This window comes from Promicromonospora aerolata, assembly GCF_042682255.1.
Classification (GTDB): Bacteria; Actinomycetota; Actinomycetes; order Actinomycetales; family Cellulomonadaceae; genus Promicromonospora; species Promicromonospora aerolata.
Genome location: NZ_JBHUHF010000001.1, coordinates 3520903 through 3538025, shown reverse-complemented (window position 1 = coordinate 3538025; position 17123 = coordinate 3520903). Strand labels below are relative to the sequence as shown.

Annotated in this window: 15 protein-coding genes and 1 pseudogene; 5 read left to right on the top strand and 11 right to left on the bottom strand. The window is 69.1% G+C overall.

Annotated features, from left to right (window positions below):
• Positions 1-31: 31 nt before the first annotated feature.
• The gene (gene mshD / locus ACFSL2_RS15765; RefSeq protein WP_377198745.1) at positions 32-994 is read right to left on the bottom strand and encodes a mycothiol synthase; all 963 of its coding nucleotides are present in this window, start codon (positions 992-994) and stop codon (positions 32-34) included.
• Positions 995-1085: 91 nt separating this feature from the next.
• A complete protein-coding gene (gene acs, locus ACFSL2_RS15760) occupies positions 1086-3116 on the bottom strand; it encodes an acetate--CoA ligase (RefSeq protein WP_377198744.1) in 2031 nt (676 codons plus the stop codon).
• A 180-nt stretch (positions 3117-3296) separates the two neighbouring features.
• Here acs and ACFSL2_RS15755 point away from each other — a divergent pair, with 180 nt between their 5' ends.
• Positions 3297-4388, top strand: coding sequence for an NADH:flavin oxidoreductase/NADH oxidase (locus ACFSL2_RS15755; RefSeq protein ID WP_377198743.1), 1092 nt, complete (start codon positions 3297-3299; stop codon positions 4386-4388).
• Between the two features lie 1046 nt (positions 4389-5434).
• Here ACFSL2_RS15755 and ACFSL2_RS15750 read toward each other — a convergent pair.
• Entirely contained in the window at positions 5435-6265 is an 831-nt protein-coding gene (locus ACFSL2_RS15750) for an HAD family hydrolase (protein ID WP_377198742.1), read from the bottom strand.
• Between the two features lie 292 nt (positions 6266-6557).
• On the opposite strand from ACFSL2_RS15750, the gene ssd reads away from it, so the two are divergent.
• From ssd to ACFSL2_RS15735, 3 genes are all read left to right on the top strand, one after another.
• Complete coding sequence (gene ssd / locus ACFSL2_RS15745) at positions 6558-7346, top strand: septum site-determining protein Ssd (RefSeq protein WP_377198741.1); 789 nt, start codon at positions 6558-6560, stop codon at positions 7344-7346.
• Positions 7343-7954 (top strand): ATPase, T2SS/T4P/T4SS family, encoded by a 612-nt coding sequence (locus ACFSL2_RS15740; protein ID WP_377198740.1) that lies wholly within the window; start codon positions 7343-7345, stop codon positions 7952-7954. Before ssd ends, ACFSL2_RS15740 begins: the two co-directional genes overlap by 4 nt.
• A 217-nt stretch (positions 7955-8171) precedes the next feature.
• Positions 8172-9671 carry a recombinase family protein gene (locus tag ACFSL2_RS15735; protein ID WP_253873178.1) on the top strand — a complete coding sequence of 500 codons (1500 nt, stop codon included), beginning with the start codon at positions 8172-8174 and terminating at the stop codon, positions 9669-9671.
• Positions 9672-10157: 486 nt separating this feature from the next.
• Here the strand turns inward: ACFSL2_RS15735 and ACFSL2_RS15730 are convergent, their stop codons facing one another.
• Positions 10158-10550 (bottom strand): hypothetical protein, encoded by a 393-nt coding sequence (locus ACFSL2_RS15730; protein ID WP_377198739.1) that lies wholly within the window; start codon positions 10548-10550, stop codon positions 10158-10160.
• Positions 10551-10629: 79 nt separating this feature from the next.
• On the opposite strand from ACFSL2_RS15730, the gene ACFSL2_RS15725 reads away from it, so the two are divergent.
• Positions 10630-11891 (top strand): IS3 family transposase gene (locus ACFSL2_RS15725; protein ID WP_377183469.1). Its coding sequence is split into 2 segments (ribosomal slippage): positions 10630-10975 and positions 10975-11891, totalling 1263 coding nucleotides; the frame shifts between segments, so codons are not numbered across the junction.
• 228 nt (positions 11892-12119) lie between these two features.
• Here ACFSL2_RS15725 and ACFSL2_RS15720 read toward each other — a convergent pair.
• From ACFSL2_RS15720 to ACFSL2_RS15690, 7 genes and pseudogenes are all read right to left on the bottom strand, one after another.
• Entirely contained in the window at positions 12120-12791 is a 672-nt protein-coding gene (locus ACFSL2_RS15720; RefSeq protein WP_377198738.1) for a hypothetical protein, read from the bottom strand.
• Positions 12792-12945: 154 nt separating this feature from the next.
• Positions 12946-14079: a class I SAM-dependent methyltransferase gene (locus ACFSL2_RS15715; protein WP_377198737.1), complete on the bottom strand. Its 1134-nt coding sequence runs from the start codon at positions 14077-14079 to the stop codon at positions 12946-12948.
• Complete coding sequence (locus tag ACFSL2_RS15710) at positions 14076-14906, bottom strand: hypothetical protein (protein ID WP_253873188.1); 831 nt, start codon at positions 14904-14906, stop codon at positions 14076-14078. Before ACFSL2_RS15710 ends, ACFSL2_RS15715 begins: the two co-directional genes overlap by 4 nt.
• Before the next feature lie 14 nt (positions 14907-14920).
• The gene (locus ACFSL2_RS15705) at positions 14921-15391 is read right to left on the bottom strand and encodes a single-stranded DNA-binding protein (protein WP_253873191.1); all 471 of its coding nucleotides are present in this window, start codon (positions 15389-15391) and stop codon (positions 14921-14923) included.
• 190 nt (positions 15392-15581) lie between these two features.
• On the bottom strand, positions 15582-16652 hold the full coding sequence (locus tag ACFSL2_RS15700) for a hypothetical protein (protein ID WP_253873194.1): 1071 nt from the start codon (positions 16650-16652) through the stop codon (positions 15582-15584).
• Entirely contained in the window at positions 16624-16848 is a 225-nt protein-coding gene (locus tag ACFSL2_RS15695; protein ID WP_377200902.1) for a hypothetical protein, read from the bottom strand. The genes ACFSL2_RS15700 and ACFSL2_RS15695 overlap by 29 nt, the downstream gene beginning before the upstream one ends.
• A gap of 56 nt (positions 16849-16904) precedes the next feature.
• Positions 16905-17093, bottom strand: a pseudogene (locus ACFSL2_RS15690) (hypothetical protein); the annotation flags it as partial.
• Positions 17094-17123: the final 30 nt, after the last annotated feature.

Sequence of the window (17123 nt, the reverse complement as noted above, 5' to 3'; positions counted from 1 at the left end):
CACGATGGGTGACGTTCTCGGAGAGCGTTCGTCACGGGCGGGAATACTGAACATGTACGGCCGCTCGCGTGAAACCGGCCCGCTCGTACGTGGCCAGAGCCGGTGCGTTGTCGCCTTCCACGTACAGCACGGCGCGCGTCGCACCGGTCCGCGCGAGATGCGCCAGCCCGACGTCGGTCATCAGCCGGCCCAGCCCCGTGCCCTGGTGTTCCGGGTGCACGCCGAGCACATAGATCTCGCCGTCCCGCGCCCCGTCGGGCTGGTCCGGCTCCGTCTTGGTCCACAGGAACGCGGCAGGGTCCCCGCCGTCCGTTCCGGCGGCATCCTCGGGCTCGAGGAGGAAGAAGCCCTCCGGGTCGAACCACTGCTCGCTCTGGCGCGCCCGCAGGTCGTCCAGAGTCATCCGGCCCTGCTCCGGATGGGCCGAGAACGCGCGAGCGTTGACGCGGAGCCAGCCATCGTCGTCGGCCCCTGGACGGAACGTGCGCAGGCGGTACCCGGCGGGCGCCGCCGGCGGCTCCGGAGCGTCGGCCGCGGACAGCGGCCGTGCGAGGAAGCACAGCTCGCGCACCGGACGCAGCCCCGCCGTCCGAGCGAACGCACGGGCCGGCTCCAGGTCGCCGTGCGCCCAGACCCGCAGGTGCTTGCCGTGCTGACTCGGCTCACCGGAACGGGACGGGAGGGTCGCGTCGCGCTCCGCCGTCCTGAGCAGCACGCGGCCATGACCCTGCCGGCGGTGCTCCGGGTGGATCACCAGCTCGGCGCTCGCGGTGTCACCGGAGCGGTCGACCTGCACGTAGCCGATGGTGCTGCCCGCCTTGGTGTGTGCGACGACGTGCGTGATCCACTCCGCGTCGGTGCCCAGGTTGAGCAGCGGCTGTTCGGAGAGCGGCGCGACGCCGTCGTGCGACTCGGCGGCCGCGGCCAGGGCTCGCACGGCCTGCTGGGCGTCGGCGTCGAGCGGGCCGATCTGGATGGGTGCAGCGATACGCATGAGCCCATCTTCCAGCAGACTGCGTTGAGTGCTGGCTATTTGCGGCTCGTGGCTGGATCAGGCCGCACATAGCCAGCACTCAACGCGGGGGTCAGTCCTCCGTCGAGGCCGACGGTGTTGCCAGGCCCGCGGTGATCAGGTCCATCACCGAGGAGTCGGCGAGGGTCGTGGCATCGCCGACCGCTCGGTCCTCGGCGACGTCGCGCAGCAGGCGGCGCATGATCTTGCCCGACCGGGTCTTGGGCAGCTCCGGTACCACGAGGATCTTCTTCGGCTTCGCGATGGGGCCGATCTCCTTGCCCACGTGGTCGCGCAGCTCCTTCTGCACGTCGGCGGCCCCCTCCGGCGTCGCCGCCCGGTTCGCGTGGTCGCCCCGCAGGATCACGAACGCGACGACGGCCTGACCGGTCGTGTCGTCCGCCGCGCCCACGACGGCGGCCTCCGCGACGATCTCGTGCGACACGAGGGCCGACTCGATCTCCGTGGTGGACAGGCGGTGCCCGGACACGTTCATGACGTCGTCCACGCGTCCGAGCAGCCAGATGTCGCCGTCCTCGTCCTTCTTGGCGCCGTCGCCCGCGAAGTAGAGGCCCTCGAAGCGCGACCAGTACGTGTCCTTGTACCGCTCCAGGTCGCCCCAGATGCCGCGGAGCATGGACGGCCACGGCTCGGACAGCACGAGGTAGCCGCCGCCACCGTCGGGCACGGGCTGCGCCTCGTCGTCGACGACGGTTGCCGCGATGCCGGGCAGCGGGACCTGTGCCGAGCCGGGCTTGGCAGCGGTGACGCCGGGCAGCGGGCTGATCATGATGGCGCCGGTCTCCGTCTGCCACCACGTGTCGACGATCGGGGTGCGGTCGCCGCCGATCACGCGGCGGTACCACATCCACGCCTCGGGGTTGATGGGCTCGCCCACCGAACCGAGGACGCGCAGGGAGGACAGGTCGAACTCGCCCGGGATGTCGTCGCCCCACTTCATGCAGGTGCGAATCGCCGTCGGCGCGGTGTACAGGATGGACACCTTGTACTTCTGGATGAGCTCCCACCAGCGGCCGCGGTGCGGCGTGTCGGGCGTGCCCTCGTACAGGACCTGCGTGGCGCCGTTCACGAGCGGTCCGTAGACCACGTACGAGTGCCCCGTCACCCAGCCCACGTCGGCCGTGCACCAGTAGACGTCGGTCTCCGGCTTCAGGTCGAACACGTTCTTGTGGGTGTAGGCGCACTGCGTGATGTAGCCACCGGTGGTGTGCAGGATGCCCTTCGGCTTCCCGGTGGTCCCGCTCGTGTACAGGATGAACAGCGGGTGCTCCGCCTCGACGGCCACCGGCTCGTGCACCGGGTCCGCGGCCTGGAGGGCCTCGTGCCACCACACGTCCCGACCCTCTACCCAGTCCACGTCCTGCTCGGTGCGCCGGACGACGAGCACCTTCTGCACCGAGGTCTCCGGTGCGCCCTCCTTGGGCGCGAGGGCCTCGTCGACGGCGGGCTTGAGGGCCGACGGAGCCCCGCGGCGGTAGCCGCCGTCGGCCGTGACGACCAGGGTGGCCTCGGCGTCGGCGATCCGGCTGCGCAGGGCGTCGGCGGAGAAACCACCGAAGACGACGGAGTGCGGGGCGCCGATGCGGGCGCACGCCAGCATGGCCACTACCGACTCCACGAGCATCGGCAGGTAGATGACCACACGGTCGCCCGTCGTGACGCCCAGCGACGTGAGGGCGTTCGCGGCGCGGGACACCTCCTCCTGCAGGTCGGCGTACGTGACCGTGCGGGTGTCGCCCGGCTCCCCCTCGAAGTGGATGGCCACCCGGTCGCCGTGGCCGGCTTCGACGTGCCGGTCCACCGCGTTGTACGCGGCGTTCAGCGTTCCGTCCCCGAACCACCGCGCTACCGGCGCGCCGCTCCAGTCCAGGGTCTCGGTGAACGGGGTCTTCCAGGTCACGAGCTCCCGGGCCTGCTCGGCCCAGAACTCCTCGCTGCCCGCCGACGCTCTCTCGTAGAGGTCGGCCTTCGCGTTCGCCTGCGCCGCGAACTCCTCGCTGGGCGGGAAACTGCGGGTCTCGTGCAGAAGATTCTCGAGGCTGGGGCCGGATGCCGAGTCCGACGTCGGGTTGGTGTCTGTCACGGTGACCTCCGGTGCGCGTCTTCGCGTTCGTTCGGGCAGGCACTTGGCTCTGCCTTGACGTTCTCTCTGCCCGGTGAGTGTAGTCCTGCATGGTGACAGCGCTCACAATCCGGTGTCACTGCTTGAGACACGGGCCTCCGCCTCGGAATGGCGCGGTCACCGGCCACGTTGGTGGGTTGCGTGAGCCTCCTCTTCGAACCGATCACCCTCCGTCAGCTGACCGTCCCGAACCGGGTCTGGCTGGCGCCGATGTGCGAGTACTCCGCGGCGGACGGGGTCCCGAACGACTGGCACCTCGTTCACCTGGGCGCCCGGGCGGTCGGCGGGTTCGGACTGGTCCTGACCGAGGCGACCGCCGTCGTGCCGGAAGGGCGCATCTCGCCCCAGGACACCGGCATCTGGAACGACGAGCAGAGCGTTGCCTGGCGCCGCATCGTCGACTTCGTGCACGAGCGCGGGGCGCGGATCGGCATCCAGCTCGCCCACGCGGGGCGCAAGGCGTCCACCTTCCGGCCGTGGTCCCCGGTGCAGGGCACCGTCCCGGTGTCCGACGGCGGGTGGCCGACCGTCGGTCCGTCACCCGTGCCGTTTCCCGGCTACGCAGCTCCGGCGGAGATGACGGCCGCGCAGGTGGCGGAGGTGCCCGAGCAGTTCGCCGCGGCTGCCCACCGCGCACGGGAAGCCGGCTTCGACACGGTGGAGGTGCACGCGGCGCACGGCTACCTGCTCCACCAGTTCCTCTCGCCCCTCGCGAACTCCCGCACGGACGAGTACGGCGGCTCCGCGGCCGGCCGTGCACGGCTCCTCGAGGAGACGGTCGAGGCGGTGCGGTCCGCCTGGCCGGCGGAGCTGCCGGTGCTGGTGCGGCTGTCCGCGACCGACTGGCGCGACGACGGCCTGGGCGTGGACGACGTCGCGGCGGTCGCCGGCCGCCTGGGGGCGCTCGGTGCCGACCTGATCGACGTGTCGACCGGCGGGGCGGCGCCGGCGCCCATCGCCGTCGGACCGGGCTATCAGGTGCCGCACGCGCGTCGCGTCCGGGAGGCGTCCGGGCTGCCGGTGAGCGCGGTCGGGCTCATCAGCGAGCCGGCACAGGCCGAGCAGATCCTGGTGGAGGGTTCGGCGGACGCCGTCCTGCTCGGCCGGGAGGCGCTGCGCGATCCGTACTGGCCGCTGCGTGCGGCACACACGCTGCGCGAGCAGATCGGAACCTTGCCGGTGGAGTCCGGAGTGGGAATGCAGCCGCAATATTCCCGGGCTCAGTGGCGGTGACCTGCGCTGGGTGGTGGTGATCTGCGCGGGGTGGCGGTGGGCTGCGCCCTTGTGGCGACGACTTGCGGGCGAGTGCCTGGGAGGGTGATTCCTGCGCCTGCGGCGTTTGATGGCAGGGGAGGAATGGGGGAGGAGGCGGTGATTCTTTTCCGGACCGCGTGCATTCCGCGAAACGATTCGCCGTGCGGCCGGGCTCCTTGCCTCTTCCGATCGCGATCCGGAAGTGCAAGGGCCCGGCCACTGCGGTGGCGAGATCTCGGTCCACGAGTACGGCATCCGGGAGCATCCTCAAGCCGGATATCGCTCTCACCAGCTTGGCGGGGTGACCATGCACGTCGCTCGCTGTCGATCAGGCCAAGACCCTTACGACCCCAGGGCACGGTCCCTTCCGCCCTGAATACTTGCTGTGAACACAATCACACTGCCTTCTGGTAACAAAAGCAACTGGAAGGGACTCATCTTCACAATTGCCAATTCCTGTCATGTCAGCAATTGGCTGGGAAAATCTTCGGCCTTGCCTTGGCTTGACCTGATGCGGTGATTCGGTCGACCTTGGCGCGGCTTGTTGTCTGGCAGAGGTTGTGCGTTGGCGGTTGCTTGCTGGTTGGCCGGTTGTTGCGCATTGGCGTTTGAGTTTTGGTCGGCGGACCGCGCGGTGAGGATGGTGTTGGTGTCGAGCCGCAACTTGCTCGTGATGAGTGGTGGGCTCGCGCGCTCGGCGGCATGGCGTGGTGTCGAGCCGCAACTTGCTTATGCGGCGGGTGGCCGAGCCGCAACTTGCTTGTGATCGGGATGGCCGAGCCGCAAGCTGCGCGTGATCGGGATCGTCGAACCGCAACTTGATGCTGATCTGGGTTGCCGAACCGCAACGACACGCCGATAACTTGGTGATGTATCGGCGTGTCGTTGCGGTTCGGCGGAGGGATGGGTCGATAACTTGCGGTTCGGCGTGAGCGGGAGCTGTGCGAGCTCAACCGGCCCGAGCTCAACCGGCCCGAGCCCCAGCCCGTGCGAGCGTCGGCTACCCCGGCGGATATGGCGGGCGTTCAGCCTCGGCGGGCCCGGCGCCGGGCGGCACGCCAGATCAGCCACACCGCGACCCCGATCGCGGCCGCACCGACCACCGCGATGACGGGGACCGGCTCGATGCGCGGGCGCAGCGCGATGGGGCGGGTGAACGCAAGGATGCCCCAGCCGGACTGCACGGCCCGCCGGCGCAGTCCCCGGTCGGGGTTCACCACGTACGAGTGACCGACGGCGGCCAGCATCGGCGCGTCGGTGATGGAGTCGGAGTAGGCGAAGCTCTCCGTGAGGTCGTAGTGCTCGCGTGCGGCGAGCCGATGAATGCCCACGGCTTTGTTGTCGCCGTAGTTGTAGAAGTCGATCGCGCCGGTGAACCGGCCGTCCTCGACGGTCATCTGCGTGGAGAGCACGTGGTCCGCACCGAGCGCCGCGGCGATGGGCTCCACCAGCACGGCGGCCGACGCGGACACGACCACCACGTCCCGGCCCGCCGCGTGGTGCTCGGCGATGAGCTCGACAGCCTCCGCGTAGACGTACGGGTCGATGAGCTCGTGCACCGTCTGGGCGACGATCTGCCGGACCTTCTCCACGTCCCAGCCCGTGACCAGCGACGACAGGTGCGCCCGCATCCGCTCCGTCTGGTCGGCGTCGGCGTTGCCGATCATGAAGACGAAGTGGGCGTACGCGCTGCGCAGCACATCGGCGTGCGAGAGGAGCCCGCCCGCGAGGAAGGGCTTGGAGAACGCCGCCGACGAGCTCGTGGCGATGATCGTCTTGTCCAGATCGAAGAACGCGGCGGCACGCGGGACGTGCGGCAGCGGTCGTGCGGCGATCTGTGGAGCCTGCTCGGTCACGCGACGAGCCTAACGGGGCAAGCCCTCCGAAGGGGGCTTCCCGAGGGGTGTTCCGCCGTCTCGATGAAACTGGTCCGTTCGACACGCAGACCCTGGTCACGGCGGTATGCCGGAGCGAGCCCGACCACAAGCGCGACTTTCCTCCGGCTGTGCACAGCCGCGGCTGCACGGGCATCCCGGAGCGGTGCCGAGCGCCCAGTCTGATTCCGGAGCCCGGGCAGTCCGCCCGGGATGAGGTGCCGGGCCGCGTGCTCGGCGAATGCTCAGCACTGCTGGGCGGAGGAGGCGGGCGATGGTCAGCACAGTGGGCGGATCGGCACCGGAACCGGGGCGGATGATCGGCGTGGTGGGCGCCTGCGGTGGGGCGGGAGCGTCCGTGGTGGCCGCGTGCGTGGCCCACGGTCTGCGCCGCAGCGGTGAACGCGCCACGCTCGTGGACCTCGACACGCACGCGCCGGGCACCGACCTGCTGCTGGGCGCCGACGGCGGGCGGGGCGCCCGGTGGCCGGACCTGGTCGGTGCCCGTGGCGAGGTCGAGGGTGCGGGGGTGGTGGCGGCCCTGCCGCGCTGGGGACTGGTCCCGGTGCTGAGCGGTACCGCAGCCGGCGCCCCGCCGGACGACGATGTCGTGCTCGACGTCTGCCGCGGGCTGGTGCGGGCCGGCGAGACCCTGGTGCTCGACCTCCCGCGCCCGGGCGCCTGGAGCACCGCCACACGACGCGGTGTCGGCGCGGCTGCCGAGGCGCCGGGTACCGACGGCCTGGCCGTGCACACCCTGCTGGCCAGGTGCGAGATGGCGCTGCTCGTGGTGCCGCTGACGCTCCCCGCGACGGTGGGCGCCCAACGGGTGCGGGACGCCCTGCGCGGCGCGGGCGTGCCGGACGTGCGGGTCGTGGTGCGCGGGCCGGCGCCGGGAGCCGTCGACGAGGACGACGTGTCCGCCGCCCTCGGCCTGCCCGTCGTCGCAGTGATGGGCCGGGACGCCGGGCTCGCCCGGGCGATCGAACGCGGTGAGGGTCCCACGGTGTCGCACCGGGCCCCGCTCGGCCGGTTCGCCTCCGACACGGCAGGCGCACTGTGAGCCGGCCGACCCGCGAGGTCACCCTGCTCGACGACGTCCGTGCGCGGCTCGCGACCGGTCGCACCGGCGCTGGTGCCGCCGTACGGGACGCGGTACGGGACTCCGGTCGGGTGCTCGGGTCCGATGCGCTCCGTGACCTGGAACGCACGGCCCGGGCCGAGCTCACGGGCGCCGGACCGCTTCAGGTACTGCTCGACGCACCCGAGGTGACCGACGTGCTGGTGAACGGCCCCGACGACGTGTGGGTCGATCGTGGGGCAGGCCTCGAGCGGGCGGCGGTGGACCTCGGCACGGCCACCGGTGTGCGGGCACTCGCCGTCCGGCTCGCCGCCCTCGGCGGACAGCGGCTCGACGACGCCTGTCCGACCGTGGACGCACGCCTGCCCGACGGCACCCGGCTGCACGCGGTGCTGGAGCCGTTGGCCGAGACAGGTGCGGTGATCTCCCTGCGAGTGCTCCGGAGCCGCGCCTTCACCCTGGACGAGCTCGTCGCCGGAGGCGCCCTGCCCGGCCAGTGGTCCGGCCTCCTGCGCTCGCTCGTGCAGCGCCGCGCGAACGTGCTTGTCAGCGGCGGTACGGGCACAGGCAAGTCCACTTGGTGTTTCTGACACCCCTAATCAGTGGAGGTGGTGACCAGGTGAGCAGAAGGTCCGAACGACTCTCTCCTACCGGATCAGCAGCCGTGCCATGCGCTTGGGTTCGTCCTTGTATTCATGGGAGGAAGCCCAGATCCGAGAGCGCGGTGTCCATCGCAGGACAGCGAGCGACTCGTCGCTCGTGGGTTGGGCAGCACGCTGCCGTAGCGACTGAAGCGGGTGAGTTCAGTTGATCGAGAGTATTGGCCTGCGCTCCAAGCATGGGCTGTCGGTCGAGGTGGCTGAGCAGGTTCTGGTCTATCTGCGGATCAGTGAGGACCGCACGGGTGAGGCTGCTGGCGTCGAGCGTCAGAGAGACGATTGCCTCGATCTGTGCGCACGGCTCGGCTTGGTCGTGTCGGACGACGACGTCTATATGGACAACGACACGTCGGCGTATCTGAACAAGAAGCGAAAGAGCTTCGACAGGATGCTCGCCCGCATCAAGTTGGGGCCTTCGCGTGTTGTCGTCTGGCATGTCGATCGCCTCTATCGCAAGCCTCGTGAACTTGAGGACCTGATCGAGCTCGTCGAGTCCCATCCGATCCGCATTGAGGCTGTGATGGGCGGTGCGTTCGATCTCAACACTCATGAGGGGCGGCTCATGGCGCGCCAGCTCGTCGCGATGGCTGCGTATGAGTCGGGGCACAAGGCTGATCGGATCCGGCGTGCGAACAAGCAGAAGGCGGAGCGCGGTGACTGGCACGGAGCCCCAAAGTTCGGCTATGGCATCGGTGGGGTCCTCATCCCGGAAGAGGCCATTGTCGTTCGCGAGATGGCGGACAGGTTCTTGGCGGGACAGTCCCTCGGGGCGATAACCAAGTGGCTGAACGAAGAGTCTGGCGTGCCGTCGCCGCGTGCGGGAAAGGGCACACTCGGGGTGTGGCACGCGACCACGGTGAAGTCGATCCTTGTCTCTGCACGCATCTCTGGGCAGCGTGCCTACGATCCGTCGCTGGGGACCACAGATGGCCCCAATGGTCGGCAGATCTTGGGGCCGGGCAACTGGGAAGCGATCATCACCCCCGAGGAGACTGTCCGCATCCGAGCGATGCTCGGGAGCATGGACCGCAGGGTCGGCGCGTCGTCGGTCACTTTGCTCTCGACGATTGCCCGGTGCGGCAAGTGCGGTGCGGGTCTCGTGTCCGGGCAGCGTGGTCGCGGCAGCAGGAGAAGGGCGAGGCGGGACTACAGGTGCAAGCCGCACCCGGGCTACCCGGAACGGGGCGGCCTGAATGTCGCGGCACCGGCACTGGAAGAGCTTGTAAGCGAGGCAGTGATCGCACGTCTCGCGGTGACAAAACTGCCCGATACGGCATCTGACTCCTCTGGGATCGTGGCAGATGCTGTGGCGCAGATCGTCGCCGCCAGGGCACGACTTGAAGACATCGCCCGTGACTACGGGGCGGGGCTGGTGAGCCGATCCGAGGTATCTGCCGGTCGGGCTGCGGCGCAGAACGTGATCCACCAAGCCGAACTCATGCTTGGCAAGGTCAACCGCACCAGCGCTCTGAAGGGCCTCCCAATTGGCGACGAAGTGGCCCTGCGACGCGCCTGGGCGGAGGAGTGGTCGATTCCCCAGAAGCGGGCAATCATGTCCGCACTCATCGACACTCTTGTCGTCAACCCCGATCCGAATTGTGGGTCCCGCTTCCGGCCCGCAAGAGTCGAATTGACCTTCAAGGCGTAGGCGCCGCATGAACCGGTGATCTGGACTGTCAGCGACGGGCGGGAGGGTCCTGCCTGACAGCACACTCGCCGTTATGCCGGGTGCTTGGCCAGGTCTCGGAGCTTGAGCAGCGCCAGCGGGTCCTCCACTGCGAATGGCACCCCGGACGCGTCACAAGCTGCTCGTGTCCAGGCCTCGACGTCGAAGCCGTCTGGCAGTGCAGAGGGCCGGCGTGTGGTGTCGGCTGACGCGGGCGTCCTTGTCGGTGCTGCATCGTGCGTTGTCCGCCTCGGGGTCCTCATAACCACTCCTCTCCTCCGCCTGTGTCGGTCGTGACGGACGGGATCGGTGCTGACCGGCGACGCCCTCAACACCTGCACTCTCGATGGACAGGTGAACTGCGGGGTCCGAAGCGGTGTGCGACTCGCGCTGTGAGCTTCACGGTCGAGTCAGTAACCCGGCCGCAAAGGCGTCCATCCGATGTGCTCGGGACCTGATTCTCGGTGGTCAGTGACAAGTTCGCCTGGACCGAACCTTTGATGGCGGAGACAGAGGTACTGCGCCCCCGGTGTTTGCCGTGTGTCGATTGGGCGCGGGTGGCACCGTGTCGTACCAGGCGATGCATCCCGAGTGCTTCGCCGCCAGGTCCAGGCTCGTGTGCGCCTGCCGCAGCAGGTCGGCCACTCGACGCAGGTGGGCCGCTGCGGTCAGTGCCTTGACTTCGCCGACGGCGGTCGAGCCGTTGTAGTCATGTGCCAGGTGCAGCTTCTCGCGGTGCGCGGAGGCGACTTGGATCGCGACCTGCTCCATGCGGCGGGTTGTGGCGGCCAGGTCGGACACCACCCAGTACGTGTCGCATGGGTCGACGAAGCTGCGGGTCGCGAAGACCAGGTTTCGCATGGCCTCGGCGGGGCTTCACCCCGTTTGGTGGACACGCTGATACTGGATCGTGGATCCAGAGGAAGCGAGTTTGATCCGCATGGCTATGAAGAACTATCCGGAGGAGTTCAAGGCCGATGCTGTGGCCTTGTACGAGTCCACACCCGGGGCGACGATCAAGGGGATCGCCCGGGACTTGGGCGTCTCGCGAGAGACGTTGCGGTTATGGGTGCGCCGCGCGGCTGAGCAGCGCGGGCAGGCCGCCGTGACGGCCGGTCCGGCAGCGGGCACGACGCCCGGCGAGCCGGCGGTGCGTTCCGGTGGCCGGGTCGGGCAGCTGGAGGCACGGGTCGCCGAGCTCGAGGCAGCCAACGCTCGCCTGGAGGCTGACAAGCGCAAGCTCGCCACCGAGCGGGAGATCCTGCGCAAGGCCGCGAAGTATTTCGCGGGAGAGACGACCTGGTGAGCCGCTTCCAGTTCGTCGCCGAGCACCATCCCACCTACTCGGTGAAGCGGCTGTGCCAGGTTCTTGAGATCAACCGGTCGAGCTACTACAAGTGGCGCGACGGTGCCGCTGGTCGTGCCGCCCGGGCCAGGGCTGATGCCGGGCTGGCGGCACGGATCCGGGCCCTGCTGAAGGAGGATCCGGCTCTTGGCTCGCCGCGGGTCACGACCGAGCTGCGTAAGACCGACCCGGTCGGGCCGCCGGTGAACCACAAACGGGTCGCTCGTGTGATGCGCGAGCACGGCATCGCGGGGATCCGGCTGCGCCGACGGGTACGGACCACGGTCCCGGACCCGTCCGGGCAGAAGGTGGCCGACCTGATCAAGCGGGACTTCACCGCTCCGGCACCCAACCGCCGGTATGTCGGCGACATCACCTACCTGCCGATCGGTGGCGGGCAGTTCTTGTATCTGGCGACGGTGATCGACCTGTACTCGCGCCGTCTCGTGGGCTGGTCGCTGGCCGATCACATGCGCACCGAGCTGGTCACCGACGCCCTGCAGGCCGCCGTAGCCGAGCGGGGTTCGCTGGCCGGAGCAATCTTTCACAGCGACCACGGAGCCCAGTACGGATCGAAGGACTACGCGCAGCTGTGCGGCCGGCTGCAGGTGACTCAGTCCATGGGCGCGGTCGGCACCAGCGCCGACAACGCCCTGGCCGAGTCGTTCAACGCCACGCTGAAACGCGAGACCCTGGCCGGCGCACCCGCGTTCGACGATGCCCGCGCCTGCCGCCTCGCAGTGTTCCGCTGGATCACGCGCTACAACCTGCGCCGACCGCATTCCCGGCTCGGGAACCAGAGCCCCATCGACTACGAACACGAAACCGACCCGGCTACGCTACGGCTGGCCGCCTGACCACACGAAGACGTGTCCACTTCTCGGGGCGAAGGCCCGGCAGCATCCTCTGCGGCGTGCTGCGGGTTAGTGAGGGTCGGCATGTCCAGCTCCTGGGGATCGGCGAGAACGTGACACTCACAGGTGTCGGACCAGCACCGAGACGAGCCACATTTCGGCATCGCACGCAGCCGGCGGCGCTACGAACCGGGCACGATTGTGCGTGGCGCGCGCGAGGCGTCCGGGGTATCAACGCAGAGCTGGGTCTGCTCCTGACTGCCTTCCCGGCAACAGCAGCACCTCGGTTCGCACCCCGGTGACTCGCTCACGGACGCCGACCCGCCGCGTGATGCTGTGCCGGTCCAAGCCCAGCGTTTCAGCAACGGCGTCGAAGTCCTCGGCGTACAGTCGCGCGAGCGCGGGAACCCGGGTCGTAACTCGCACGGTGACGTGGGGATTGGTTCGGAGGATCGTGGTGATCAGGGTTCGCCGCATTGTCCGGACGGTGTCCGAGGAGGTCCCGGGAAGCTTGGCGTGATTGGACAGCTCGACGACGTCTCGGCCTGTGCCGGTGGCCCGCGCCTCGATGACCGCCGTCCCGTCCTGCAGCACGTAGGTCGCGCGCCGTGTGCGGGGCCGCGGGCACCGCGCCGGGACAGCGGTCTGTACGACGTGTGCGACAACGACAGTGACCAGCACGGCGTAGACGGCCCCGGCGACGATCGCCGCCGGCCAGCCCTGGGAGTACGCGGACGTCGCGACGATCAGCACGAACATCGACAGCACCAGTGGCCCGGTAGCCGAGGATATGGTTCGCAGCACCGGCCGCCGAAGGAGCCGGACGTGAGCTGGCGTGCAATGGTCGGTCAGACCGTCGAACGACGACGGGTCCGGAAGGACGACCCTCTCTGACGCGCTCATGGGGACAAGTCTCCAAGGCTCGGCGGCGAGCCTCCACCGCTGAGCTCTGCCGCCCCGACGCCTTGTTGCTGCTAGCCGGGGGCGCGGCAGAGCTGCGACAGGTGGAGCGCAGCGACCGGTTTGGGCCTGAGCTGCGTGTTCGCCCGTTCAGCGGTCACATGCCCGGACTGGGCTTCGTCCCGCCCGGCCGTGAGGGACCGTTCTCGGAGTCCGGGGCTTGCTGGGCTGAGCGGAGCTGGTTGATCCTGTCCCGGGCCACATCCAGGTCGACCCTGTGGGTATCTCCGGGCAGGTCCAGAGAGACGTACCTCTTCGGGGCGTCCAGGTTGGTCTCGTATGCCTCCAGTGGTGACGCGAGCGTGTCGGCGGTGAGCCCGGCCTGGCGTGCGTAGGTGACGATGGCGGACATGCCCACTGCGAGGTCGTGCTCGAGTCCTACGCTGTAGGGCCGGACGGTGAGTTCGGCGGGTGACCAAATGGTCTGCTGGATCGTTGGGTCGCCGAGGATTTGCTCGGGGTGTTTGAGGTAGTACTCGTTGAGATGAGCCTGGAGCCCGTTGCGTTCGTAGGCCAGGGATCGCAAGAAGGTGTGCGGGTTGCGGGGTGCTCCGAAGTGGCGGCGCAGGACGAGAATGTCGACGCAGCTGTCGTTGCCCGGATCGGTGCGCAGAGCGCCGGCAGGGAGACGCACCGCGCCGGCGAGCTCGCCCAGGTGGGCGATGTACTGGCGAAACTGCGGGTCGGGGTCGTCGAGCAGTTCCTGGGAAACCAACGCGACGGTGAACCCGCCCGGTTCCGTGGTTTCCAGCATCGTGAGCACTCCGATGGTCTGGGTGAGCTGGCGCTGGTCGGCGATGCCGGGGCGGCGCAGGGCGACATCGACGTACGGGGCGACGCCGATCACGGCGTCGTGCTCGTCGTGGAAGGTATCCCCGTCCATCACCCGCAGGATCGTTCCGTGATGGGGCCAGGACGTCGCCGGGTCGTGCCCGGCGGGGATCTGCCCCGTGAAGCCGTTCGCCTGTCCCGGCTCGAGGCGGCGTTCGGAGGGCGGCAGTCCTGCCAGCACCTCCGGGTCCGGGCCGTGGGCCAGGAATCTGCCTTCGTAGATGCCCAGTTCACGCAGCGTCTTCCACACGTGGCGGGCGATCAGGTCGTGGGCAGCTGTGGCGTCCGCGGCGTCGTGATCGTGCATCGCGGCGATGTCCGCGCGTGCGGCGGCCTTGGCGTGCTCGTCATCGTCGTAAGCGTCGTCGAGGAAGCGCTCGACTTCGTCGTTGAACATCATGACCTTCCCGAACCGGCCCGCTGCTGCGGCATGACGCTGGGCGCTCGGCGTCGCGTCTCGGACCGGACCCGGCCTTCGACCGCGCGTCGGGCGGCGATGTCCTGGGCGACCCAAGCCTCGAAGTCCGCAGCCCTGTCAGTGAACGGGCGGGGTCGGACAGCGTCGGAGTCCCAGGTCTCCTGGGAACCGAACCCGGTCTCGCCGGGCCACAGGGTGACCGGGGTCGGGCGGTCCTCGGTCAGCCCGGTGCCACTGTGAGAGACCCACTCGGCCAGTCGGACCTGTGCCTCGACCAGCTCGCGATGCCACGTGATGGGGGCGGAGGCCGATGTCTTGGGGTCGTACGCGGCCAGCCATGCGGTGTGCAGGGCTGACAGCTCCCACCGCAGCTCGGCGTGCCGGTGCCACAGCGGCGGGATCACCGTGATTCCGAGCCCGTAGTCGCGGCGCAGCCATGTCACCCACGCGTCCAGGTCCCGCCAGTACAGGCTGGCCTCCAGCGAGGACAGGAGGTTCAGGTTCATCGGCCGCAGCGGCAAGCTCGGTACAGCCGGCCGTCCCGGGCGATATGCGGACGCACCGCCAAAGCCTGTTGGTAGTGCGAAGGGGTCCTCATCGTCGGTGGGGTCGTCGTCCCCGTTGTGGTCGGTGCTCTCGTCGGGGCTGTCGAAGTCCTCATCCAGGGCCTCGACGTCGCTGGGCAGCATGAACGCGTTGTTCACGAAGTCGTCGAGCATCGTCTCGTCCGCCACGGAGCGCTCGGCCGAGTCGTGCGTGGGCCGATCGTTCTGGGCGTCGTCCGGAGTTGTGGTGTGGTTCTCATCCATGGCTGCGGGCTCCTTCACGCGGTCCAGGAATCGGGCAGGATTCGGCCGGCGACGATCAGCTGGTCCAGATCGGCAGGCTGCCCCGGGCGGTGGTTGTCACTGGCCTTGAGCGCGTTCGTCCCTCTGCGAGCGATGCGACGAGCCCGGGTGACGCGGTAGGTGGTGCGGGCGGCGTCGTGCCCGATCCGGCGGGCCACGAACCAGGCCTCGCCGTCGCTGGTGGTCTTCACCCGCCCGGAGGCGACGAACCGGTCGCCGAACCGGAACCGACTGGTCATCCGGTCGGCGGCCTTGCCGAACACGACCAGATCGCACGGCACCGCTGGGAAGTCCGCGAACTGACCGTCCCCCAGCGAAACCGGGACGGCCTCGGCCTCAACCCGCACCCGGACGAACGACCGACCGGCCCTGGTGTGCTGGAGCACGGGGTCTGCAGCCAGCCGACCCTCCAGGCTGACGGACGTGGGAATCGTCGAAGAAGACATCGCAAGCTCCCTGTCGTTCAACCCCCACCGGCGTAGCGGGGTGCTGAGTGACAGGTGCGTTCCCGGACCCGCCGAAGCCGTCCTCACGCCCCCCGTATGCACTTCCCGCCGGTCAATGGGGAGCGATTCGGGCGTGCGCCGACCAGCTGGTGCCGAACCTGTGCACCTGCACACCGCACCAGGAAGGGCTTCAGCAGCCAGGGCCGGGCGAGTCGTGCGAGAGCCGCTGCGGCGCGATGCGGAACCGATCGCGGTGGGGGAATGGTGCGGATGTGATGCGGCGATGGTTCTGCTCGTCGACGATGTCCCGGATGTGCTCCGTGGTGGTGATCAGGTTCACGACGACGCCACGTGACGCGGGCGTGCGTCCGGCGTGCCACTGATAGCGGTCTAGGTCGACGGCGAGCTCGTTGAGCTCGTCCTGCAGGTGCTGATGGCCGTCGGGGACGTTCTGGTCGGGGCGGTCGGCCACCAGGCGCAGCATCGCGCCGATCATGCTCCGCTCGATACTCACGCCTTGCGTCATGTCGCTACCGGAGGGCAAGTTGCGGGCGCAGTCCGCGAGATCACGAGCGATCAGGTACTGATCCAAGGCGCTCACAGGGAGCGAGCTGTCCAGGAACTCGTTGGGCAGCTCGGCGAGCAGGACGTCGGCCTCGACGGCCCACTCGGTGCGCAGCACGGGCACGTTGTCCGGGTCGGACCCGCTGTCGAAGTTCCACTGGTCGTACGCCTCACGGTCCTCAGACCATGCCGCGTCCATGCGCTCGATGAGCTCGTCGGCCATCGCGTGGAAGCGTTCGATTCGCTGGGCTGGCGTCATCGCGGTGACTTCGGCGGGGTGGGCTGCCAGCGTGGCTTGAAAGGCGAGCCAGGCGTACATGCCGCGTCGCCCGCCGACCACGGACGACGCGTCCAGCACAGGCCGGTAACTGGCCAGATGATCGCGCACCTTGTCCCATTGCTGGATGATCGGCGTGCGCAGCTCGGCAACGGTATGCAGACGGCTATCAGCGAGCGCGAGATGGGCGACGACGTCGCCCCATCGGGGCGCACCAGTCGCCTCCCAGTCCTCCACCAGGCGCAGATCGCGGACCGCATTCTCGGAGGCTTCGACGTAGTCGCGGTAGTCCGTGTCGGCCCAGTCCCTCAGATGCTGGTACGCGTCCAGGGACTCGGCGAGACTCCTGCTCGCCTGCACGGCCTGAGCGAAGGCGTTCTCCACCAGGGCCTCAGGCGGCAGCATCGTCTGCTCGCTCATCGACGTGGTCGCCTACTTCGTCAGGAACGGCGTCCCCGCTCGCGGCGGCCGTGCTGGCGCCGCTGCGGACGGTGGCTTCGAATGCCTCACGCCCGGCCGCCAGCTGCGCGGCGTCGGCGCGCTTGGTCCAAGGGCGCAGGGTGGCGATGATCGGCGGGGCCGAGCGCAGCAGGACCAGGTCGGTACCGAACGGCACCACAGTGTGCCGTCGTTGGCGAGCACCCGGTGGGCCTGGCGGAACACCTGGGCAAGAGCATCGACGTAGTCATTGGGCAAGGGCTCAGCGCCGAGCTGCCCATCTACGCCGTAGTCCCGCAGGCCGAAGTAGGGCGGCGAACTGACAATGCAGTTGACCGACCCTGGTTCGAATTGCGCCAGGGTTGCCGCCGCGTCCCCGTGGTACAGCGTGACAGCGTCGTCGGTGTAATAAGGCGTCACCATGCTCTGGCCACCGGGCAAATGGGCGCCGGA